This is a genomic window from Acinetobacter sp. FDAARGOS_558, assembly GCF_003937785.1.
Taxonomy (GTDB): Bacteria; Pseudomonadota; Gammaproteobacteria; order Pseudomonadales; family Moraxellaceae; genus Acinetobacter; species Acinetobacter baumannii.
On sequence record NZ_RKJH01000001.1, the window covers coordinates 3654894 to 3676803 of the forward strand.

Here is a 21910-nt window from a genome sequence, read left to right on the forward strand (position 1 = left end):
TAATGATATTTTTTATATTGACTCTGTATGTTTATCAATGAATTGCCTAATGCGCTCAATGGAGTCATTAGATTCCTTTAGTATACCTGCATGAAATTGAAAAACATGTCCGACTTGATCATAAACCCTTAAGTTCGTCGGAATGCCGTATTTTTCAGTCTGTTCAGCAAGTCGTTTTGCATCGTCTAATAAGACTTCTTCGGTACCGACATGGATCAGAACCGGCGGTAATCCGGTTAAGTCAGCATAGAGTGGAGAACAGGTTGGATCGGTTGCTGATTTTTGGCCGCAATAGTTTTTTGCACACCAAGCTAACCAGCCTTCGGAGAGCATTGCATCTTGAGCAGCATGAGTTTTTATTGTGTTTCCTGAAAGACTTAAGTCAACCCAAGGCGAAAGTAAAACTAAAGCCGCTGGTAAAGGTAAACCCGCATCTCGTAAAGCAATTACGGTGCTTAAGCTCAGCCCGCCGCCTGCGGAGTCACCCGCAATTACAAGTTTTTTAGGGTCTTGTCCGTAAGCAAGTAAAGCTTTATAGACAGCAACGATATCTTCAATAGCAGCAGGGCTTGGGTGTTCTGGGGCCAGACGATATTCAGGTAACCAGACTTGTGCTTGAGCTACATGTCCGATCTGAGCGGCAAGTTTAGCGTGGCTTTTGCTACTGCCCACGACATAGCCACCACCATGTAAATACAAAATACCGAGACCTGACTTAATGGTCTTAGGCAGAATATGAAGTGTAGGAACTTGAGCAATTATTTGCTTTTTTGTTTGATAACCACGAGGCCCAAGCACAATAGCGCTGGCTGCATCACTACAAAAACGTTGTAGCCTTAGTGGTGTTTTAGGGGATAAAGCTGGACGTAGTGTGGTACGGATGGTCCATGCAAGAAGCTGCTTCATAATAAGGACTCATACTAAGCATGTGAGATTAGTCAGCATCTCTTAAGATTAAGAGCATGCTGACCACTATTTTTATTTTGCTGATTTGTTGAGTAGGCGAGTTTGCCAAGCGGTCGCGGCTGCAAAGATCTTTTGGTAACCTTGCGGCAGAATACGCTGAATTACATCAACGGCTTTTGCATCGGCTCCAATAAGTAAACGGCGACGGTCCTTACGAACAGCTTCCAAAATTTGTTGAGCTGCATCATCAGCAGGGGTGCGAAGTAATTTATCGAAAGCATCTTGGCTTTTTAGCGGGTCCATTCCTAAAGACTGGACACTATTATTCATACGTGCAGCTTTGGCAATATTGGTGCGAATACCACCCGGATGCACACAAGTCGCGCTCACACCAGCATTTTGCATATCAAGTTCTTGGCGCAAGGATTCAGTAAAACCACGAACGGCAAATTTACTTGCGTTATAAGCACTTTGGGTCGGTTGAGCTGTTAAGCCAAACATACTGGAAATATTAATAATATGCCCATCACCACTTTGCTTTAAGTAAGGCAAAAACTCTTTGGTACCATAAACCACGCCCCAAAAATTAATACCAATGAGCCATTCAAGATCTTCGTAGCTCACACCTTCAGCCGTACTCCCTATTGCGACACCAGCATTATTAAAAATCAGGTTAACTTGGCCATGCTCATCTACCACTGCCTTTGCCCAAGTGGCAACTTCATCACGCTTAGCTACATCAACTTTTTGAGTGGTGACTTTGACAGAATAAGGTGCCAAAAGCTCGACTGTTTTGGCTAACCCGGCTTCACTAATATCAGAAAGTGCCAGATGGCAACCTTGTTTGGCGAGGGCGATTGCAATTGCTTGTCCAATACCTGAACCCGCACCTGTCACAGCTGCGACTTTATTTTTAAAAGACTTCATAAAATTCTCCGTTTATTTTTCTCATTTCCTATGGCGAAGCGTATTTAAGAAATAGCCGACACCTGAGTGTAGTTTTCAATGTCAAAGCGACGAGTGCGTTGGCGATATTCAAGGGTAAAACCTGGCCAGTTATTGGTATTTTTGCCATCAGCAGTTTGATACCAACTGGTACAGCCTTGTGCCCACACCGTTTTTTTCATTTTTTCCTGAATATTTTGATTAAACTCGTGTTGAATTTCGGCACGAATGTTGGTGAACAGCAGATTATTTTTCAAAGTAGTGCGCAGTGCATCTAAAATATAATTCACCTGACTTTCAATCATATAGACGATTGAGTTGTGACCAAGGTTGGTATTTGGTCCATACAACATAAAGAAGTTAGGGAATCCGTTTACTGTTAGGCCTAAATAAGCCTCAGCACCATCTTTCCATGTGTCTTTTAATGTACGCCCATCAAGTCCAGTAATTTGCATTGGCGCCATAAATTCAGTCGCCGTAAAACCTGTACCGTAAATAATGGCATCAACTTCACGCAGCTTTCCTTCCGTGTCTAAAATGCCATGTTCGGTAATTTCTTGAATGCCGGTATTAATCACATCAACATGAGGTTGGGTCAGCGTTTCATACCAGTGGTTAGAGATTAAAATACGTTTACAACCAATTGGATAGTCCGGCATTAAACGATGGCGTAACTTCCCATCTTTAACAACTTTTCGAATGTGGCGCTGGAATATGTATTCCACCAAAGGCATTTCATTGAGTGAAGTTGTAAAGGCAAGTAGGCGAATTTCATGATGACCATATTGCAAGGCACGGTCTAGACTTTGTAAGATCGGCAGTTTACGGAAAGCTTTTTTCTCTAAAGGTTGGTAAACCCGATCCAGTTTTGGAATAACATAGGGCGCTGAGCGTTGATAAACGTCTAGGTGAGCCACTTGTTTTGCAATTTCAGGTACAAACTGAATCGCGCTTGCGCCTGTGCCAATGACTGCAACACGTTTACCAGTTAAGTCATAGTCATGGTCCCAACGCGCTGAGTGAAATGCCTTACCTTTGAAGTTTTCAATGCCTTTAAGTTTTGGATAGGCTGGGCGGTTGAGTTGGCCTACCGCACCCACTAAAAATTCAGCTTCAAACTGTTCACCAGTTGTACTTTGAATGTGCCATACACCTTGCAGTGCATCAAATTCGGCGCTGGCTATTTCAGTGTTAAATTTGATGTGCGGGCGAAGGTCATATTTATCGGCACAGTGACGTAAATATTGATAAATCTCTTGAGATGTCCCGTAGCGATTTTTCCAACCAAGTTCCTGTTCAAAAGAAAAAGAATAAAGATGTGACGGCACATCACATGCAGCGCCCGGGTAAGTGTTGTCACGCCAGACACCACCTACATCGGCAGCTTTTTCAAATAGAGTAAATTGTTCAAAACCTGCTTGTTTGAGACGAATGGCAAGTCCTAGACCACCAAAGCCAGTGCCAATAATGGCGATGCGTACATTTTTATTTGAATTAGACGACGAATTAAACATAGGCTGCTCTAAAATCCTTAAAAACAGTGAGCGAAAAAATCGCAATTTCCTGTATGCAGAATAGACGTTTATTAACTTGATTTAGAGGATGGATGAGGACAAAATATTGTGATTCGAGGACATTCTGAGCGATACAGTGAAGTATGCATGGGCATTTGAACGCAGTGTACATAGTGTTCGGTTAATGGCTGATTTCGCGATGGAATCAGGCATCTCTTATCAGACAATTTTGCAAGGGACTGGGCTTAGCCAACAACAATTACTTGACCCTAATATGGTGGTGACAGGCCATCAGGAATTACAGTTGATTCATAACTTGGTTGAGCAACTAGGAGACAGACCGACATTAGGCTTAGAGGTGGGGACACGCTATCATTTCACCACATTTGGGCCATTAGGCATGGCTCTGATGAGTAGTGCGAGCATTCGTGAAGCACTGGATTTGGCTTTAACCTATTTTACTTTGACCTTTGCTTTTACCCGCTTTGATGTGTCGGATACACCGCAAGGAATCCGTATCGAAATTGATGAGCAAGATATCCCATCTTCAGTGCGTCAATTCATTATTGAACGCGATGCCGCTGCACTCATTACGGTACAGCGAGATTTGGTGCAGGACAATTTTTGCCAATATTTGGCTTTTTCTTTCCAACCCAAAGGTGATGCCGAGCCTTATCGGAATTTATTTGGGGTCATGCCAGAATTTGGCGCAGCTAAAAGTTTTGTAATTCTTGATCCGCAAAAAGTGGATCAAAAATTACTCATGGCGAATGAGTTGGTTCTGCACACTGCAGAAGAACAATGTCGTCAAATATTAGAAAAGCGCCAATCACAAAATAAATTTACAACCTTAGTGCAACAGCAACTGATGAGTATGCGTGGGGAAATGCCATCTATGGATATAGTGGCTGATCGACTACATTTAAATACAAGAACCCTGCGCCGTCACTTGGCATCGGAAGGAATGACTTTTATCCAGATTCGTGAAGAGGTTAGACAGGTTTTGGCAGAGCAATATTTGGCATTACCAAAAGCTTCTGTTGAGCAAATTGCCGAGTGGTTAGGTTATGCCGAACCTGCCAGTTTTATTCATGCTTATAAAAGATGGCATGGGAAAACACCTCATGCCATGCGGTTAAATAGCCAATAGTCAAAGTATCTTTATTTCTTTAAACGCAAATGTAGCAAACGTGTTGCCGATGTATGGCGTATATTGTCGGCACGGTTATAAAAATAACGTTCAGTAATAGCTTCACCAGACAAGTCTTCGACTACTTCAAAACCCATTTTTTCAACTGCCTGATGTAAATCTGAAGGTTTAAATTGACCTAATAAAGGTTCTTTCAGTAAATGGGTAAACTGTGCAACCCCCATACTTCCAAGTCGCTCAATACCGTTTAGCTCCTGAAAGTCGGTTGAATAGTCGAGTACCACTTCGCTACCGTTTGCAGCAAACTCAGCAATACTTTTTAAAGTTTGTAGCGTAGTGTCTGGTTTTAAATAATGAGTGGTGCCCAGCCAAGAAAAGAAAGCCGGAGCTTTTCGTATATAGCGACTTCGGGCAAGCGCCTCAGAGATAGATTCTTTCTCAAAGTTAATAGAAACAAATTCAACAGTAGAGGGGAGTTCGCCTAATTTTTTGAGTTTAGATTGTTTGGCAGCCTGAGTATCAGGATGGTCGACCTCAAAAATTTTTAAAGTTGGATAATGCTGTGATTTTCGGAGTACAAAAGAGTCTAAACCCGCTCCAACCAAAACATATTGCTCAATATTGTGTTGAACAGCTTGGTTAAGTAAGTCCTCGGCATAACGTGATCGGCCGACAACCTGTCCACTCAATAAACCTAAGGTACGGTTTAAAATGGGTGAATTCATTAATTTAACAATGAGTGGTGTAGATAAAAGCTTTTTCCAACCTTTACTGGTCATTTCAAAAGCATAGGGGTCTGAAAATACAGGATTTGTCGTATTTTTAAAGTGATTCGCACGTAAAGCAGCAGCGGCTTCGGCAGTACGGCTTGATTGACCTTCTTTCATCTTTAACCTGTTCTTTTATTTCTTGAAGATTGAATGAAGAAGGCAGTGTATTTCATGAAAATCTAAAATACACTGCCCATTCCTTACAACTGATTTGGTCAAATTTACAAATTAATGTGTCTTTGACATTTGATATGTAACTTCATAATCCTTCAAATCTAGTTTTTTCAAACGTTGTTTAAGCTTTTTCAATGACCACGGCCATGCTGCAAAGTTGCGACCGTTAGCATCAAGGTAATAACTCTTACAGCCACCACTATTGAATACAGTGGTTTGAAGATGCTTTTGCACCAAGTCGTTGTGCTTTTTAATTACATCAGCCTTAACATTTAACTTGCTAATTCCTTTGTTTTTAATTTTTAACAAGCCATCTACAATATAGTCGAGCTGTGCTTCTGCCAAACCAATAAATGAGTCATAAACCAGTACGTTTGGTCCCAACACTAAGAATGCATTTGGTACATTTTCAATGTTGGTTCCTAAGTAAGCTTCCGGTGAACTATTTTTCCACAAATCATTTAAACGTTGGCCTTTTTCATTAAACACACGTTTGCCGATTGGTGGGTGAGATACTTCAAAACCTGTACCCCAAATAATCACGTCAACTTCATGGCGTTCGCCATTAGCTGCAATCACCGTATTGCCTTCGACTTTAACCAGGCCATGTGGAATAAGCGTGGTATTTGGTGCTTGTAGTGCAGGGTAGTAATTGTTAGCAAACAAAATACGTTTACAGCCAATATCAAAATTAGGCGTTACGTTTTTACGTAACTCAGGGTCTGCAATTTGAAGTTTAAGTAATTGCTTGCCGAGTACATTTACTGGTTTTAGCGCAAGTGGGTTACGTAAACCAAAATTAATCGCATTGAGGGTTAGCGCTACACTTTTACGCCAACTTGCCTGAATCGCTGGATATTTGGCAATAATTGATTTACTAAACTCACCCAAATCCGTATCCGGTTTTGGCAGTACCCAAGGGGCTGTACGTTGGAACACAAATAGCTCTTTGGCTTTAGGTTGAATTTGGGGCACAAACTGGATGGCAGATGCACCAGTACCAATCACGGCAATGCGTTTTCCAGTAAGGTCGTAGTCATGATTCCATTTCGCTGAATGGAACATTTCACCAGTAAAGGTATCTAGACCTTCAAGACGTGGAATCTGGGCTTCGGTAATTGGGCCTGTTGCAAAAATAACAGTTCGAGATAGATATTGACCAGTAGTTGTATCAAGTACCCACAAATGGCGTGATTCATCCCAAGCAGCATTGAGTAGTTCGTTGTTAAACTCAATTTTAGACGTGATATTAAACTCATTACTTACATCTTCTAAATAACTTAAGATTTCCGGCTGACGCGCAAATAAGTGACTCCATTTTGCACTAGGCGCAAACGAATAAGAATACAAAGCCGACGGTACATCGCAGCCACAGCCCGGATAGGTGTTTTCACGCCAAGTGCCACCTACACGTCCTGCTTTTTCAATAATTTTATAGTTGGTATAGCCAACTTGGTCGAGACGAATCGCTGCGGCGATACCGGAAATTCCAGCACCGACAATAAAGGTATCGTAAATATGGTTAGGTGAATTGACAGCTTTTTTTGCTGATGCATTTGTTTTCATTTGAGCAGTCATATGGGTACTACCTATAAAATTTCTTATTTAAATAATTTGTAAGAGGTACCAAGAAACTTGGTATACAAACTTGGTGATGCACGTTTCATCAGCCAGAACAACTTCGCATCGATTTGAGGAATGGTATAAAGCTCATCCTGATCAAGACGGTTAAGTGTGAGTTTGGCTACATCATCACTTGTGGTGAGTGCGTAGTTCATGAGCGCATGGTCTGCAAGTTTTGAATAACGGCCCGGAATACGACCATTTTTAATGATATTGGTAGGCACCAAGGTCGGGCAGAGCACATTCACTTTAATGTTGAATTTGCGAAGCTCAGCCGAAAGTGTTTCAGACAACGCACGAACACCCGCTTTCGTTACGTTATAAGCCGTCATTTCTGGTGCTGCGGTATAAGATGCCGCAGAAGCTACATTAATAATTGCGCCGTAACCTAGTTTTTTGAACTTTGGCACAAATGCATGACAACCATGAATAACACCCCACAGGTTAATATTCATGACCCAGTTCCAGTCTTCTAGGCTGAGTTCGTCAAACTTACCGCCTAAACCTACACCCGCATTATTAATGACAAGGGTGACAGGATGACTAAGTAAAATTTCAGCAGTTTCAGCCAAATTTGTGACATGTTCAGGATTACCTACGTCACAATGCATTGCAAATGCTTTTGCACCCTGTTGTTCAAGCAGCGTTACAGTTTCTTCAGCAGCTTCTAAATTAATATCTGCGCAGACTACGCTGCCGCCACGTTTTGCCAGTTCAACTGCAAAACTTCGTCCAATTCCACTGCCTGCACCCGTCACGACGGCATAAGCTTTTTGGCTTGGTTTAACTTTCTTTTTGCCAAATAAAATCATGATTCATCCCGAAATAGATTTAAGGAAAACCAGCCATTAAGTAATGGCTGGTTGCAAGCCAGTTATGACAAGCGTACAGGTGGGGTAAATTCCTTCACAAAGTAAGGTGCAATCGCGCCACCTTCTTTGAGTAATTTGTCTTTGTAGTACTCTAAATATTCGGTCGTGTCATGATCATTTGGGTGGAAGTCAGGACGTAAGTAATCAAAAATCTGGCCAATGGTGCTACCGAATACACCATCTTTTGGACCAAAAATAAGCCCTACACCACGGCGCGCGTCTTTCCAGAATTTTCTAGTCAACATTTCCTGTGGTTTTCTTAAAACCGGAATAAACAAGGTAGTTGCTGGGATTAAACCTAAAATAGTAAAGAAAGCTAAGAAGAAGCCAGAAGCTCGTAGTGGGTAGCTACCATTGAGTAATTGATATACATCATAGGCAATATCTTTATGCTCAGATTCTTCAAGCATATGCCACATCCATAAAGCACGGCTTTTTGCATCATCTGAATAGTAGAAATTCTTTTCGTGCTTCATCATGTATTCGGCAAGTACCGCAGTAAAATGCTCAATACCAGCCATCATCGATAATTTAAGCGGTTGCGGGAATTTCAAAAACACATATTTAAAGAAGTTTTCGCCCAAGAAACGGTATAAATCGACAGGGTATTCAACATCTTTAAGTGCATCGTTATATTCATTGTGCAGTTTAGAGTGAATCGCCTCTTGTCCAATCAATGAAGTAACACGCTGTTTTAAAACTGGGTCTTGAATAAATTCACGGTGATGACGAGCTGTTTCAATCACCAGATCTTCACCATAAGTCAGAAATACTGAAAGCGTAGCAAAAAACATCGTGGCAAATTGATTGTTCATATAGAATTCAACATCAATCTCTTTACCTTCAAATCCGATATTTAAATGACGGATTGGGATGGATTTTTTACTGGCAAAATCCGGTAACTCGATTTCACGGTAAAATTTAATTTTGTTTAGTGATTTTTTAACTGTGGTCGAGATCATGGTGACACCTTCAGATCAATCAGTGATAGTGCGGCTACGTCGAAAACCAAAAGCTTTGATTTGCAACAGGGCACTGTAAATTCCATTTTCAAAAAGCAGTTTTCTCTGCTTACTGACTACGGTGATGTTGCTCCGTTATTTGTGTGATTATTTGACTGAATAACGGGAAAAAGAGGGAAGTTCAGTAAAACGGCTCAACCTCTTTTTAGATTTTTTCATGTTAATCTGAGTTTATGTTCGGATTCAATTCGGGTAACTTTTCAAGTTTCTAAATCCAAAGTTTCATGTTTTTATAAAATAAAAAATTAGTTTAAAATTTATTAATATATTGATTTTTATTTAAATATTTTAATGTAATTAAAAAGAAATACTCAAACATAAAAGAACTTATAACTGTGTTTCATTGTAGTTTTAAAAGAAATATTTCATGAAAGTTGACAACTATTCGGATTTTGTTTTTTTAGTAGGGTAGGGCTAAATTACATGCTAATCTGAGCTTATGTTCGGATTATTTATAAGAAAATATGTCTACGCGAAAGCCCCGTCAGGCACGAGCCAAAGTCACTGTCGATACCATTATTGAAGCAGGTTTTATTGCTGTAGCATTGCATGGACCAAGTGGTACCACTACACGTCATATTGCAGAAATTGCAGGGGTGAGTGTGGGGTCACTCTATGAGTATTTTAAAAACAAAGAAGAAATCTATGATGCGATGAATCACTACTTTGTGAGTGAAATTTTAGACATGATTAAAGAGCTAACTCCTACAATTTTAGAGTTGGAGTTAGAACCTGTTATTGAAATGATTTTTTATACGTTCAGTGATTTATTAAAGAAAAATAATGACCGTTATTTAACCGTTTTACGTTATGCAGGTGAGTTGCAATATGATAAATATATTCCAAAAATTGAACAGGCTTTAATGGAAGTCATCATGAAGTATATGATGCATAATCCTAAATATTTAAAAATTAATAACTTACCTGTAATTACCTATATTTGTATTAATAGCGGTATTTTTAACGTTGCAAGGCATCTTATTTTACCCAACCCATTTATTAGTTTTGATGAAATGGTGCAGGGGCTAACCACTATGATTATGAGTTATATCAATACCGAAATGGCACGCTCAGAAGATCAATCATAATTTTTAGATTTTCAAATGTGATAAAAAACACCTGCGTATATTTCTACGCAGGTGTTTTTATTGTTTATGGCATGGTTGGAATTTCTTCCGGACGCATATCAAAAATTAGAATTTCAGCATTGTCACCATTGGTAAATGATAACTTGCCTCCATCGCGAATACGCGCAGCATCACCGGTATTAAAGGTTTTACCGTTTACCTCAATACGGCCTTTTGCCACATGTAGGTAAACATAACGACCTTCAGGAATTGCAAACTCTGCTGTTTCCTCACCATCAAAAAGACCTGAATAAATATTAATATCTTGTTTGATGGATAAAGTTTTTTCGCCACCTTTTGGTGAAATCATCAAGTGCAATTTGCCGCGTTTGTCTTCCTCGGAAATATGCAATTGTTGATAGCCCGGTGTTGTGTTCACTTCATTTGGAACTACCCAAATTTGCAAGAAGTGCACGTTTTCTTGAGCAGAGTGATTAAATTCACTATGTGCAACCCCACGGCCTGCGCTCATTAACTGAATATCACCAGGCACAATAACCGAACCTGTACCCATTGAATCTTTATGTTCTAACGCACCTTCAAGCACATAAGAAATAATTTCCATGTTACGGTGAGGGTGGGTACCAAAGCCTTTTGATGGAGCAACTGTATCGTCATTAATTACAAGTAAATCTGAAAAACCAACTTGTTTCGGATCCCAATAATTTGCAAATGAAAACGTGTGTTTCGACTGTAACCAGCCATGATGTGCTGCACCACGCTCATGAGATAAACGCATATCAAACATGATTTATTCTCCTCATCCAATTTTTTTCTCTGAATGCAGTTTATCGTTTTCATTTGTGCAATAAAGCTCTAAAAACAGAAAGCTTGGTGTGATTTTTGGAACGCTCAAATATAGAACTAAGGCATGTATAGAAATAGGCAGAATATTTCGTGTGTTATCTTTTTAAGCCATGTTTTTATCATTTTAGGACAAATGTATTTTATTTAAATCATAATGAATAATAGTAGTTTATATAAATAATTTAAAATAATCGAAAAATATTTGAGTTGGCAAAAAGTTTCAAAATGGATTGGCTTTTTTTGTCCTTGTTCGAGTGTTATAGCAAGCGCACTATTTAACCTGATTTGGTGAACTTAACAACGCTTAAGTTCATAAAACATGACAAGGCAGAGGTATTCGAGCAAATTTTTGTTCGAGAGCAGTTAAAGATTGCAAGAAATAATCTAAAGACAACTTTAGCTGTTTGATTTGACGCTGCCTTGTATTTAACAAATTTTATAGGGTGTCGAAAATGGTCGCTCAAGCTATCCGAAATATTATTTCTCCTAAATCAGTTATAGCTCAGTATCAAAAGATAGATTTCTCAAATAAAGGAACTATCCCAATTCGCCATTTAAATATCGGATTTGATGGTAAAGAAATTGATATCGAGTTTTACGTCAACAACCAGTTTGCAACTTTGTTCTTTGCAACGCTTTCGGTTTTTTTGACCTATGGTGAAGATCTGGTGATTGAAACAGCTCGTCACCACCGTGAATTTATTCAAGATCCGATTTTAAAACAGCGTGTTACATCGCTGATTGGTCAAGAAGCTATCCATTCAAAATTGCATAATGAGTTCAATGATGCAATTAAAGAGCTGGAATATCCGGTCGATTTTTATCGTTTCTTGGGTGAGAACTTCTTTAAATATGTGTTCTTAAAATTCCCGCAGCCATTAAAGCTTTCACTCATGGCAGGTATTGAACATTTTACGGCGGTACTTGCCGAATACATGATGAAGCATGAAAAGAATTTCTATTATACCGACGATGCCAAAAGTCGTGCCTTATGGATGTGGCATATGCTTGAAGAATCTGAGCATAAAGATATTGCTTATGACGTCTATCAGGTTTTAAACGGTAATTATCCGTTACGGGCAACGGGCTTTTTAATGGCTTTCATTACTATTTTAGGGCTTATTCCAACAGCAACTTTATTTGTACCTCTACTGCGTAAGCCAAAAGAACTGTTGACCAGAAAATTCTGGAAAGATGCACGTCGTGGCGTCAACTTAATTTTTAGTCCAAAAGATGGCGTATTTGGTAGCACCATTGGTCAGATTTTTGATTACTTACGTCCAGACTTCCATCCAAATGATCATGACACGACCGAATATCTGGAGTACTACAAAAAGAAATTACTTAACGAGGGCGGTGCAATTGCGCCTTACTTTGTGAAGGAATTCACACCACCAGTTCGTGCAGTTTCATAAGCCTATTGGTCATGGCAGTAATATGACAATTACTGCCGTCTCCCTAAAATTTTTTAGGATTTACTATGATTTTATTTGGTAAGAAAGACCAGCCGAGCCGAAACGCATATGCGGTCGTAACTGGGGCAGGCAGTGGGATTGGACGAAGCTTTGCAGTTGAACTGGCAAAACGTGGTGGCAGCGTAGTCTGCGCAGATATTAATTTAGAAGCTGCTGAAGAAACCGTAAAGTTAATTGAACAGTTGGGACAAAAAGCATTTGCTGTACAGTGCGATGTTGGGCAAGCAGAACAAGTACAGACTTTGGCTGATCAAGCAGAGCAGTTACTTGATCATCCGGTAACTCTCATTATTAATAATGCTGGCGTAGGGCTAGGTGGCAAATTTGATGAAATGAGCTTAGAAGACTGGAAATGGTGTATGCATGTAAACCTGTGGGGTGTTATTCATGGTTGTCATGCATTTGTGCCAAAGTTCAAAAAACTAGATTACGGTGCAATCATTAATGTGGCTTCTGCCGCATCTTATACCGCAGCACCAGAAATGAGTGTCTACAATGTAACGAAAGCGGGTGTTTTGGCATTATCAGAAACCCTTTCAGCCGAGCTTCGCAAATTCAATATTAAAGTCAATGTACTTTGCCCGACTTTGGTGCCAACCAATATCATTAAAAATGGTCGTATTCCGGGGCGTTATTCCAAGCTTGCAGACCATGCACTCATGAACTATGCCATGACAACCAGTGATGCAGTTGCGGCTTTAACATTGAATCGATTAGATCGTGGGCAGCTCTACACCACGCCACAGATCGACGCCAAATTATTCTGGCTTATGAAAAGGACATCTCCAACGCTATATGCAAAGTTCCTTGGGCTTTCGTATCAGTTATTTAAATAAAATTTTGTATAGGCAGAAAAATTATGGTCACTAAACCTAGAACAAATACACGCACCCGTAAAACCCAAGAAGTTGCACATATTTATGACACTTTTATTGTCGGTGCGGGTATTTCTGGTCTTGCTGCTGCAATTAAGCTAAATGAAGCAGGCTTAACTAATTTTAAAATTATTGAAAAAGCAAGCCGCGTTGGTGGTACTTGGCGTGAAAATACCTATCCGGGCTGTGGTTGTGATGTACCTTCGGCTCTGTACTCTTACTCGTTTGCCCCAAGTGCAAAATGGAGCCATTTATTTGCACGCCAGCCGGAAATTTTAAGTTATTTAGAAAATGTAAGCCGTGAGTTCGATATTGAGTCCTTAATTGAATTCAATACCGAACTATTAAAAGCGGAATGGGACAATGTAAAAAATGTCTGGAAACTAGAGACAAGCTCTGGTTTATATATTGCTAAAACAGTTCTATTTGCTACAGGTCCAATTACTGAAGCCCAGATTCCACGTCTTGAAGGTCTAGATACCTTTACAGGTGAAATGTTCCATTCAGCGAAATGGAACCATGACTATGACCTTACTGGAAAACGTATTGCGGTGATTGGTACTGGTGCATCTGCCATCCAGTTTGTGCCCCAAATTCAACCTAAAGCCAAAGAACTGTTTGTATTCCAACGTACAGCCCCTTGGGTGCTGCCAAAACCAGATACGGATTTGGGTGAGTTAAGTAAATCAATTATTGCCAAATACCCAAAAATACAGGCCTCTTGGCGCCAGACTGTAGCAGGTGCCTTAAATGTCATCAATTTTGGTTTACGCAACCCAAAAGCTTTAAAGCCTGTCAATTTTGCTGCGAAACAATTGTTAAAGTTACAAATTAAAGATCCGGTTTTACGTAAAAACGTCACACCTAACTTTGATATTGGTTGTAAACGTATTTTATTTGCCAATAACTATTATCCAGCATTACAAGCACCGAATACCACACTTATTCCACATGGCTTAGTTAAAGTGGAAGGCAACACCGTGGTTGCAGCTAACGGTGAACGTCACGAAGTAGATGTGATTATTTGGGGTACAGGTTTTGAAGTGTCTCATCCACCCATTGGTAAACGGGTACATAACGAAAAAGGGGAATGTCTGGCAGAACTCTGGAAAGACTCCTCACCGGAAGCTTACCTAGGAACCAACATTGAAAATGTGCCGAACGCATTTCTTATGCTAGGGCCAAATGTCTTGGTTTACGACTCATTCATTGGTCTTGCTGAAGCCCAACTGCAATATATTGTAGATGGTTTATTGCAAATGAAAGCGAAAGGTATTGCTAAACTTTCTGTAAAATCAGAAATAATTAAAAAGCATAATGAGCTTGTACAAAAGCATTTACAAACCACAGTATTCAATAGTGGTGGTTGTAAGAGTTATTACCTTGATGCAAATGGTCGCAACTTTGCAGCATGGCCATGGTCATTGAAAAAGCTTAGACAGCGTTTACATCATTTAAATTTAGAAGAATACGATGTCATCTATGAAGCTGATCTTGTAAAAGTAAAACCTAAAGTTGAAGAAGTCGCAGGTTAATTAATTTATAAAAGCCCACTTTATTGAGGAAGGTGGGCTTTTTACTATTAAATAATGAAAGAAATATATGAAAATTCAATAAATAATATAATGAAGTTAAAGTAAACGATAAATTTAAATATACTTCAAAATAAAAATGGGCCAAGCAGTCTATATAATTTTCATTTAAAATAATATAGCTATTTTTAAAAATGAATTTTTAAGTGAAAAGTTTTCTTTTTAATCAATTTTTTAAATTGTATAGTGGAAAACATTTTTATATCAATAACTTGTGTAGTTGATAATTATTGTAAATAAATGTGAAAGTATTCACAACCTTATTTTTTTTTGTTAAGATCATTAACATTAAAAACATAGAGATAATAATAATGATCAATAAAGTATTAATAGTGTTATGCGTGAGTATTGTATTTGTATTAGGGTATTGGGCATATTTAGATACCCAAAATAAAAGACATCAAGAGCTCATGAGGATCATTCAAGAAGCTGAAAAAAATTTACAGACCATCGAACGTAATCCTAACCGTGTTAGTCATAGCAATTTAGCTTCATATAATTTGCAAAAATATATCAGTGATAAAAAAGTTTTTTTCTAAGCACAGTGGCGATTGTGATTTGCTTTAAAAAGTGTGCCATTGATCATATCTTTTCATAAATTTTGATCATGTTGCTGTTGAATCTGTTAAACTTATTGAACGTATAGTAAAAAAGCTGCATAGGGGTTATGCAGCTTTTTTGTGTTTCAAGAGGGGCTGTGGCTATTTTCTGTGTATAACAGCAGAAATCAAATGAGTGGCATATTTGTTGCTTCGTCTATTTAAGATTTTTGTCTAGAGATCTGAACAGAAAAACAAGATTGCTCAGATACCTACATAGAAGTACATATTCCACAGCTCAGATTTTGCATAGAGGCTACTTATGGCGGCGCCCAATTCTTCGGCAGGGTGGTTAGAGCGTTTATTTAAGTTAAGCGACAATAAAACCACGTTTCGAACAGAAGTTCTTGCTGGTGTAACTACATTTTTAACAATGTGCTACATCATCATTGTCAATCCACTCATTTTATCTGAAACCGGCATGGATCATGGCGCCGTATTCGTTGCGACCTGTTTGGCAGCAGCAATCGGTTGCTTAGTGATGGGTATTATTGCTAATTATCCAATCGCCTTGGCACCCGGTATGGGGCTTAATGCTTATTTTACCTATTCGGTTTGTATGGGCATGGGAGTGCCATGGCAGACAGCTTTAGCAGCTGTTTTTGTTTCAGGTGTGGTATTCCTTGCAATTAGTTTCTTTAAAATTCGTGAGGCGATTGTCAATGCAATCCCGATGTCGCTTAAATTTGCGATAGGTGGTGGTATTGGTTTATTCCTTGCGCTTATTGCGTTAAAAAATGCCGGAATTATTGTCGCAAACCAAGCAACGTTGGTCGGTTTGGGCGATATTAAACAACCTACTGTATTATTAGCTTTATTTGGCTTTTTACTTATCGTAATTTTGCATCAGCTTAAAGTCCGTGGTGCAATCATTATTAGTATTTTAGTTGTTACAGCAATTGCCACAGCTTTAGGTCTAAATGAATTTAAGGGTGTGGTTGGTGAAATTCCTTCAATTGTGCCAACATTCATGCAAATGGACTTTGAAGGGTTGTTTACCGCAAGTATGGTTGGTGTCATCTTCGTATTCTTTATTGTTGACTTGTTTGACAGTACAGGTACTTTGGTTGGCGTTTCACACCGTGCCGGCCTTTTACAAGATGGTAAATTGCCACGTTTGAAAAAAGCGCTATTTGCTGACTCTACTGCAATCGTTGCTGGTGCTGCATTAGGTACCTCATCAACTACGCCATATATTGAATCGGCTTCAGGTGTAGCAGCAGGTGGACGTACAGGTTTAACCGCGGTAGTTGTCGCTTTCTTATTTATTTGCTGTTTATTCTTGGCACCTCTTGCTCAATCTGTGCCAGGTTTTGCAACAGCACCCGCTTTATTGTTCATTGGTGTATTGATGATCCAAGGGATCACTCACATCGATTGGGATGATATTACAGAAGCTGTACCAGCCTTTTTAACGATTGTATTTATGCCATTTGCATACTCAATTGCAGATGGTATTGCAATGGGCTTTATCAGCTATGCATTAGTTAAATTATTTACGGGTAAGGCAAAAACTGTTCCATACATGGTGTGGATTATTGCTGCCCTTTGGGTATTTAAATTTATCGCCTTTGGCGGTTAATACGATTGTTTATAATTTCCTTCTAGAACTATTTTAGTGATAGGGATATAAGAAGGAAATTATAGAAGGGTGTGCTTACCACACCCTTTTTTCTTTAGATGTGGAGTTAATATGAATCAAGTCGAGCTGATTCAGGCCTTACCAAAAGCCGAGTTGCATGTGCATATTGAAGGGACCTTTGAACCTGAATTAATGTTTGCCATTGCACAGCGTAATCAGATTCAGATTCCTTACAAATCTGTTGAAGAAGTAAAGCAAGCTTATAACTTTCATAATCTTCAATCATTTTTAGATATTTACTATGCTGGTGCAAATGTTCTTGTTCATGAGCAAGATTTTTACGATTTAGCATGGGCATATTTTGAAAAGTGTGCAGAAGATCGTGTCGTTCATACAGAAATGTTCTTCGATCCGCAAACTCATACTGACCGTGGTATTGCTTTTGCAACGGTGATCAATGGGCTTAAACGTGCATGTGCTGACGCAAAAGCCAAATTTGGTATCAGTTCTCAGCTGATCATGTGTTTCTTACGTCATTTAAGCGAAGAAGCTGCATTTGAAACGCTCGAGCAAGCTTTACCGTTTAAACAAGATATTATCGCTGTAGGACTTGATTCAAGTGAAGTAGGCCATCCACCAGCTAAATTTGAACGTGTTTTTGCTAAAGCACGTGAAGAAGGCTTCTTAATCGTGGCTCACGCAGGTGAGGAAGGTCCACCTGAATATGTGTGGGAGGCTTTAGAGTTGCTCAAAGTAAACCGTATTGACCACGGCGTGCGTTCTGAAGAAGACGAACAACTAATGGCTCGTTTAATTAATGAAAAAATGCCATTAACGGTTTGTCCTTTAAGTAACTTAAAGCTATGTGTTGTTAAGGATATGAAAGATCACAATATCCGCCGTCTTTTACAAAAAGGCGTACACGTGACTGTTAACTCAGATGATCCTTCATATTTCGGTGGTTATATGAATGATAATTTCTTTGCCATTCAACAGGCATTAGATTTAACCAATGATGAGTTGAAGCAACTCGCAATTAACTCTTTTGAAGCCTCTTTCATTTCAGATGAAGAGAAACAAAAGTGGATTTCAGAAATCCAGAAAATCTAAATAAAAAAACCGCCTGTGATAGGCGGTTTTTTTAACATTGAATTTATTTAGGTTGTTTGGTCATACTGTTTAAAACATTGTCTTTATCTACAAAGTGATGTTTTAAAGCTGCAAGTACATGTCCAGCAATAAGTAAACCTGCAAACCATGAAATATAAATATGTAATGGCTTAACAATGGCTAATAACTCAGGGTTATCTTGCACCAGGCGTGGAATTTCAAATAAATATAAAACCGGAGCAGGGTGACCAGCACTCCAGCTAAATAAACAGCCAGTGACTGGTAAAGCGACTAAAATCACATACAGTAATAAATGTCCGATGTGAGCTAAAGTTTTCATTGTTGGTGACATCGTGTCAGGCAATTGTGGGGCAGGATGGGTGTAACGCCAAAGCAGACGAATGACCACGAGGAAGATAATGGTGGTGGCGATATTCTTATGTAGCGTAATGACATCGCCTTTAAAGCTGCCATCAACGTCATAACTTAGAAAATTTCCACTATAGAAACCAATCACCCAAGCAGTGATAAAAATGATGGCCATGACCCAATGCAGAATCTGTGCAGTACGGGTGTAGTATTGAGAGGTTGAGGCAGGCATAAAAGACCCTTTTTTTTGTCATTCTAGCGCTAGATTTTATGGGAAACTGTTAAATTTGAGAAATGTTGTTCCCGTAACAGAGCGTGCTATAAACAGAACGCTTCAATTTAAAAAACACGGTTAAGTTGAGCTAGAGATTAAGGGACTTAATTTGCATAAATGCATCAATTTATTTGTTTCTTCTAAGCACAAGTTTAGGCAAAATACGCGCTGCTTACGTTCGATCAAAGGAAAAAATGATGAAAAAATTGATGCTCGCTGTAGCACCAGTTGTTTTAGCTTTAACTGCATGTGCAACCACTACAGGTACCGGTACTGGCGGTGCTTCTGCACAAACAACAACTCAACAGTTAGGCGTAGCTGCATTAAAAGTTGCTGTTAATGCGAAATGTATTACAGAAATTAATAATGTTGCTGCATGGAAGACAGCAACAAAATATATGACTGCTGAACAGCGTGATAGCATCCAAACGAATGTTTGCGGCTGTGTAAGTGAAAAAGCACCAAATAGTGTGACTGCAGTAGAATTAGCTGCTGCTGCGCTTGACGTGAATGCACGTGCTACAATCGTAAACCAAGTGGTTTCTAAAACTGTAAATGCTTGTGTGGCAGAAGCTTTACAAAAATAATTGATGTTTTAAGCATTAAAGAAGGCCGATTCTTATAAATCGGCCTCTTTTTCATTGGAGTATACATGTTTGTTGCAGGCGTAGATGAGGCAGGACGAGGCCCATTAGTGGGTTCTGTTGTTGCTGCAGCTGTTATTTTAGATCCGAATAATCCAATTTTAGGATTAAACGACTCTAAAAAATTAACTGAAAAGAAACGTGAAAAGTTGTTTATTGAAATTCAAGAAAAAGCTTTAGCATGGTCAATAGCAGAAGCTACACATGCAGAAATTGATGAGCTGAATATCTTGCAGGCAACTTTTTTGGCTATGCAACGTGCAGTGGAAGGTCTGAAAACACAACCTCAAAAGGTAATTGTAGACGGCAATCAAATCCCCAAAGGAATTATTATTCCTTGTGAGGCGATTGTAGGGGGAGATGCAAGCCATGCCGAAATTAGTGCGGCGAGTATCTTGGCTAAAGTTACGCGTGATCGTCAAATGGCAGAATTAGATCAACAATATCCATTATTTGGTTTTGCCAAGCATAAGGGGTATCCAACCAAAGCACACTTTGAAGCCATTGCTGCTCATGGCGTGATTGATCAACACCGTCGTAGTTATGCACCTGTAAAACGGGCATTAGGTCTATAAATTTATATATTCCCAAAAAATTTAAAGCGACTATAAAGTCGCTTTAATTAGGGAGAGAACAACTTCATACTAACGATTGAAGTTTTTCTGTGCATAATTATCATCTTCATATGAAACTTGATAATCTTGATCAAGATGTTGAAGGTGTTCATGCATTGCACGTTCATGTTGAATACGTTGATAAATTTCTTCGCGATGAACAGAAACCTCTTTTGGTGCATTTACACCAATTCGAACTTGGTTTCCTTTGACGCCAAGCACAGTAACACTGACTTGATCCCCAATCATTAATGTTTCCCCGACACGGCGGGTCAGAATCAGCATGTTTATCTCCTTGCTAAACGCTTAAAACTGCAATATTGGTACCCAAATAAAAAGCTCAACCTCAGTTTTCAGTCAGATTCTAACAGAAATATGAGAACAAAGTCATATTTTGATAATCACTGCCAAAAAACTTTCCGTTTAATATAACAGAGCCGCTATAAAAAAAACTATAGCGGCTCTGTGTTTTCTTTGATTATTGTCGGACAAGTAAACATTTTTTAATGAATTCTTGACCGTTCGGTAAAATTAAGCGCGTGCGCTGCTTTCACCATGTTCACGATCTAAACCAAAAGCGGTATGTAAGCAACGAACTGCAAGCTCAAGGTATTTTTCATCAATAATGACAGAAACCTTAATTTCAGATGTTGAAATCATAAGGATGTTAATACCTTCGTCAGCAAGGGCAGTAAACATTTTGCTTGCTACACCCGCATGCGAGCGCATACCTACACCCACGATAGATACTTTAACGATGTCATCGCGTGTTGAAACTTCACGTGCACCAATATTTTTGGCAGTTTCATTTAAGATTTTTTCAGCTTTTGCTAAATCAACACGGTTTACAGTAAACGTGAAATCTGTTGTGCCATCTTCTTCAACATTTTGGACTATCATATCCACTTCAATGTTGGCATCACTTACTGGTGATAAAATTTTAGAAGCAATACCCGGTTCATCAGGTACACCTAAAATTGTTAATTTTGCTTCGTCACGGTTAAAAGCGATACCTGCAATGATTGGCTGTTCCATAGTGTCTTCTGCCTCAGTAGTAATGAGTGTACCTACATTTTCTTTAAATTCGTCGTCAAATGCGCCGTCGTCATCATTATCAAAACTTGATAATACGCGTAAAGGAACTTGATATTTTCCGGCAAATTCTACTGAGCGAATCTGTAAAACTTTAGAACCTAATGATGCCATTTCTAGCATTTCTTCAAAAGAAATACGATCGATTTTCTTCGCTTTAGGGGCAACACGAGGGTCTGTAGTATAAACCCCATCAACGTCAGTATAAATTTGGCATTCATCTGCTTTTAGGGCAGCTGCAATGGCAACACCAGAAGTATCTGAACCACCACGTCCTAGAGTTGTAGTATTTCCGTTGGCATCGAAGCCTTGGAAGCCTGCAACTACAATAACACGGCCTGCATCTAGGTCATTGGTCATGACATCTGTGTCAATCGACTCAATACGCGCCTTAGTAAATGCACTGTCAGTTTTAATACCGACTTGACGTCCGGTATAGGATTTAGCTTCCACACCAATCGAATTAAGTGCCATAGCTAACATGGAAATCGTCACCTGTTCACCGGTTGAAACCATTTGGTCTAACTCGCGTGGGTCAGGTGTTTCGGTAATGGCTTTAGCGAGGGCAAGTAAGCGGTTTGTTTCACCACTCATTGCAGATACGACCACAACAACCTTGTGACCGTGATCATGCCAACGCTTCACACGACGAGCAACATTTAAAATGCGCTCGGGGGTACCCATAGAAGTACCGCCATATTTTTGAACGATTAATGCCATAGTTGTTCCATATAAGCCATGACCCTGAGAGGCTTGTCAGGGTCAGTTACACAA

21 protein-coding genes are annotated in these 21910 nt (G+C 39.3%); 10 read left to right on the top strand and 11 right to left on the bottom strand.

Features of this window, described 5'->3' with window-relative positions; translation table 11 throughout:
• Positions 1-12: 12 nt before the first annotated feature.
• The 3 genes from EGT34_RS17650 to EGT34_RS17660 form a co-directional block, all read right to left on the bottom strand.
• A complete protein-coding gene (locus EGT34_RS17650; protein WP_000811588.1) occupies positions 13-906 on the bottom strand; it encodes an alpha/beta hydrolase in 894 nt (297 codons plus the stop codon).
• 72 nt (positions 907-978) lie between these two features.
• Positions 979-1833, bottom strand: coding sequence for an SDR family NAD(P)-dependent oxidoreductase (locus EGT34_RS17655; RefSeq protein WP_000834590.1), 855 nt, complete (start codon positions 1831-1833; stop codon positions 979-981).
• A gap of 44 nt (positions 1834-1877) precedes the next feature.
• A complete protein-coding gene (locus EGT34_RS17660; protein ID WP_000483425.1) occupies positions 1878-3365 on the bottom strand; it encodes a flavin-containing monooxygenase in 1488 nt (495 codons plus the stop codon).
• 136 nt (positions 3366-3501) lie between these two features.
• Between EGT34_RS17660 and EGT34_RS17665 the strand changes: the two genes are divergently transcribed.
• Positions 3502-4515, top strand: coding sequence for an AraC family transcriptional regulator (locus tag EGT34_RS17665; protein WP_024437419.1), 1014 nt, complete (start codon positions 3502-3504; stop codon positions 4513-4515).
• An 11-nt stretch (positions 4516-4526) separates the two neighbouring features.
• Here EGT34_RS17665 and EGT34_RS17670 read toward each other — a convergent pair whose 3' ends face one another.
• The 4 genes from EGT34_RS17670 to EGT34_RS17685 all read right to left on the bottom strand — a co-directional run bounded on the left by EGT34_RS17670 (position 4527) and on the right by EGT34_RS17685 (position 8916).
• Entirely contained in the window at positions 4527-5402 is an 876-nt protein-coding gene (locus tag EGT34_RS17670) for a class I SAM-dependent methyltransferase (RefSeq protein WP_000658004.1), read from the bottom strand.
• 111 nt (positions 5403-5513) lie between these two features.
• Positions 5514-7037, bottom strand: coding sequence for a flavin-containing monooxygenase (locus EGT34_RS17675; protein ID WP_000126747.1), 1524 nt, complete (start codon positions 7035-7037; stop codon positions 5514-5516).
• 23 nt (positions 7038-7060) lie between these two features.
• On the bottom strand, positions 7061-7894 hold the full coding sequence (locus EGT34_RS17680; protein WP_000600028.1) for an SDR family NAD(P)-dependent oxidoreductase: 834 nt from the start codon (positions 7892-7894) through the stop codon (positions 7061-7063).
• A gap of 62 nt (positions 7895-7956) precedes the next feature.
• Positions 7957-8916, bottom strand: coding sequence for a metal-dependent hydrolase (locus EGT34_RS17685; RefSeq protein WP_000626177.1), 960 nt, complete (start codon positions 8914-8916; stop codon positions 7957-7959).
• Between the two features lie 524 nt (positions 8917-9440).
• Here EGT34_RS17685 and EGT34_RS17690 point away from each other — a divergent pair.
• On the top strand, positions 9441-10064 hold the full coding sequence (locus EGT34_RS17690; RefSeq protein ID WP_000107496.1) for a TetR/AcrR family transcriptional regulator: 624 nt from the start codon (positions 9441-9443) through the stop codon (positions 10062-10064).
• 64 nt (positions 10065-10128) lie between these two features.
• Here the strand turns inward: EGT34_RS17690 and EGT34_RS17695 are convergent, their stop codons facing one another.
• Positions 10129-10851 carry a pirin family protein gene (locus tag EGT34_RS17695; RefSeq protein ID WP_000459996.1) on the bottom strand — a complete coding sequence of 241 codons (723 nt, stop codon included), beginning with the start codon at positions 10849-10851 and terminating at the stop codon, positions 10129-10131.
• A gap of 511 nt (positions 10852-11362) precedes the next feature.
• Between EGT34_RS17695 and EGT34_RS17700 the strand changes: the two genes are divergently transcribed.
• The 6 genes from EGT34_RS17700 to EGT34_RS17725 all read left to right on the top strand — a co-directional run bounded on the left by EGT34_RS17700 (position 11363) and on the right by EGT34_RS17725 (position 18143).
• Positions 11363-12325, top strand: a complete 963-nt coding sequence (locus tag EGT34_RS17700; protein WP_000226456.1) for a metal-dependent hydrolase — start codon at positions 11363-11365, stop codon at positions 12323-12325.
• Positions 12326-12390: 65 nt separating this feature from the next.
• A complete protein-coding gene (locus EGT34_RS17705) occupies positions 12391-13221 on the top strand; it encodes an SDR family NAD(P)-dependent oxidoreductase (RefSeq protein WP_000599994.1) in 831 nt (276 codons plus the stop codon).
• A 23-nt stretch (positions 13222-13244) separates the two neighbouring features.
• The gene (locus EGT34_RS17710; RefSeq protein ID WP_000256764.1) at positions 13245-14795 is read left to right on the top strand and encodes a flavin-containing monooxygenase; all 1551 of its coding nucleotides are present in this window, start codon (positions 13245-13247) and stop codon (positions 14793-14795) included.
• 368 nt (positions 14796-15163) lie between these two features.
• Entirely contained in the window at positions 15164-15391 is a 228-nt protein-coding gene (locus EGT34_RS17715; RefSeq protein WP_000608974.1) for a hypothetical protein, read from the top strand.
• A 322-nt stretch (positions 15392-15713) separates the two neighbouring features.
• On the top strand, positions 15714-17033 hold the full coding sequence (locus EGT34_RS17720) for an NCS2 family permease (protein WP_000729981.1): 1320 nt from the start codon (positions 15714-15716) through the stop codon (positions 17031-17033).
• A 111-nt stretch (positions 17034-17144) separates the two neighbouring features.
• Entirely contained in the window at positions 17145-18143 is a 999-nt protein-coding gene (locus EGT34_RS17725; protein ID WP_031974755.1) for an adenosine deaminase, read from the top strand.
• Positions 18144-18186: 43 nt separating this feature from the next.
• Here the strand turns inward: EGT34_RS17725 and EGT34_RS17730 are convergent, their stop codons facing one another.
• Complete coding sequence (locus tag EGT34_RS17730; RefSeq protein ID WP_001111769.1) at positions 18187-18744, bottom strand: cytochrome b; 558 nt, start codon at positions 18742-18744, stop codon at positions 18187-18189.
• Positions 18745-18983: 239 nt separating this feature from the next.
• Here EGT34_RS17730 and EGT34_RS17735 point away from each other — a divergent pair, with 239 nt between their 5' ends.
• Both EGT34_RS17735 and rnhB read left to right on the top strand, forming a co-directional pair.
• The gene (locus EGT34_RS17735; protein ID WP_000735756.1) at positions 18984-19373 is read left to right on the top strand and encodes a hypothetical protein; all 390 of its coding nucleotides are present in this window, start codon (positions 18984-18986) and stop codon (positions 19371-19373) included.
• A gap of 65 nt (positions 19374-19438) precedes the next feature.
• Positions 19439-20005, top strand: coding sequence for a ribonuclease HII (rnhB, locus tag EGT34_RS17740; protein ID WP_000495836.1), 567 nt, complete (start codon positions 19439-19441; stop codon positions 20003-20005).
• Positions 20006-20074: 69 nt separating this feature from the next.
• Here rnhB and csrA read toward each other — a convergent pair whose 3' ends face one another.
• Positions 20075-20329: a carbon storage regulator CsrA gene (gene csrA, locus EGT34_RS17745; RefSeq protein ID WP_000906487.1), complete on the bottom strand. Its 255-nt coding sequence runs from the start codon at positions 20327-20329 to the stop codon at positions 20075-20077.
• A 246-nt stretch (positions 20330-20575) separates the two neighbouring features.
• Positions 20576-21856 (bottom strand): aspartate kinase, encoded by a 1281-nt coding sequence (locus tag EGT34_RS17750; protein ID WP_001185176.1) that lies wholly within the window; start codon positions 21854-21856, stop codon positions 20576-20578.
• Positions 21857-21910: the final 54 nt, after the last annotated feature.

What these genes read in the sequence shown, in the direction of transcription:
- EGT34_RS17650 (WP_000811588.1), bottom strand. Translation starts at nt 906, where the DNA reads ATGAAGCAGCTTCTTGCATGGACCATCCGTACCACACTACGTCCAGCT.
- EGT34_RS17655 (WP_000834590.1), bottom strand. Translation starts at nt 1,833, where the DNA reads ATGAAGTCTTTTAAAAATAAAGTCGCAGCTGTGACAGGTGCGGGTTCA.
- EGT34_RS17660 (WP_000483425.1), bottom strand. Translation starts at nt 3,365, where the DNA reads ATGTTTAATTCGTCGTCTAATTCAAATAAAAATGTACGCATCGCCATT.
- EGT34_RS17670 (WP_000658004.1), bottom strand. Translation starts at nt 5,402, where the DNA reads ATGAAAGAAGGTCAATCAAGCCGTACTGCCGAAGCCGCTGCTGCTTTA.
- EGT34_RS17675 (WP_000126747.1), bottom strand. Translation starts at nt 7,037, where the DNA reads ATGACTGCTCAAATGAAAACAAATGCATCAGCAAAAAAAGCTGTCAAT.
- EGT34_RS17680 (WP_000600028.1), bottom strand. Translation starts at nt 7,894, where the DNA reads ATGATTTTATTTGGCAAAAAGAAAGTTAAACCAAGCCAAAAAGCTTAT.
- EGT34_RS17685 (WP_000626177.1), bottom strand. Translation starts at nt 8,916, where the DNA reads ATGATCTCGACCACAGTTAAAAAATCACTAAACAAAATTAAATTTTAC.
- EGT34_RS17690 (WP_000107496.1), top strand. Translation starts at nt 9,441, where the DNA reads ATGTCTACGCGAAAGCCCCGTCAGGCACGAGCCAAAGTCACTGTCGAT.
- EGT34_RS17695 (WP_000459996.1), bottom strand. Translation starts at nt 10,851, where the DNA reads ATGTTTGATATGCGTTTATCTCATGAGCGTGGTGCAGCACATCATGGC.
- EGT34_RS17700 (WP_000226456.1), top strand. Translation starts at nt 11,363, where the DNA reads ATGGTCGCTCAAGCTATCCGAAATATTATTTCTCCTAAATCAGTTATA.
- EGT34_RS17705 (WP_000599994.1), top strand. Translation starts at nt 12,391, where the DNA reads ATGATTTTATTTGGTAAGAAAGACCAGCCGAGCCGAAACGCATATGCG.
- EGT34_RS17710 (WP_000256764.1), top strand. Translation starts at nt 13,245, where the DNA reads ATGGTCACTAAACCTAGAACAAATACACGCACCCGTAAAACCCAAGAA.
- EGT34_RS17715 (WP_000608974.1), top strand. Translation starts at nt 15,164, where the DNA reads ATGATCAATAAAGTATTAATAGTGTTATGCGTGAGTATTGTATTTGTA.
- EGT34_RS17720 (WP_000729981.1), top strand. Translation starts at nt 15,714, where the DNA reads ATGGCGGCGCCCAATTCTTCGGCAGGGTGGTTAGAGCGTTTATTTAAG.
- EGT34_RS17725 (WP_031974755.1), top strand. Translation starts at nt 17,145, where the DNA reads ATGAATCAAGTCGAGCTGATTCAGGCCTTACCAAAAGCCGAGTTGCAT.
- EGT34_RS17730 (WP_001111769.1), bottom strand. Translation starts at nt 18,744, where the DNA reads ATGCCTGCCTCAACCTCTCAATACTACACCCGTACTGCACAGATTCTG.
- EGT34_RS17735 (WP_000735756.1), top strand. Translation starts at nt 18,984, where the DNA reads ATGAAAAAATTGATGCTCGCTGTAGCACCAGTTGTTTTAGCTTTAACT.
- rnhB (WP_000495836.1), top strand. Translation starts at nt 19,439, where the DNA reads ATGTTTGTTGCAGGCGTAGATGAGGCAGGACGAGGCCCATTAGTGGGT.
- csrA (WP_000906487.1), bottom strand. Translation starts at nt 20,329, where the DNA reads ATGCTGATTCTGACCCGCCGTGTCGGGGAAACATTAATGATTGGGGAT.
- EGT34_RS17750 (WP_001185176.1), bottom strand. Translation starts at nt 21,856, where the DNA reads ATGGCATTAATCGTTCAAAAATATGGCGGTACTTCTATGGGTACCCCC.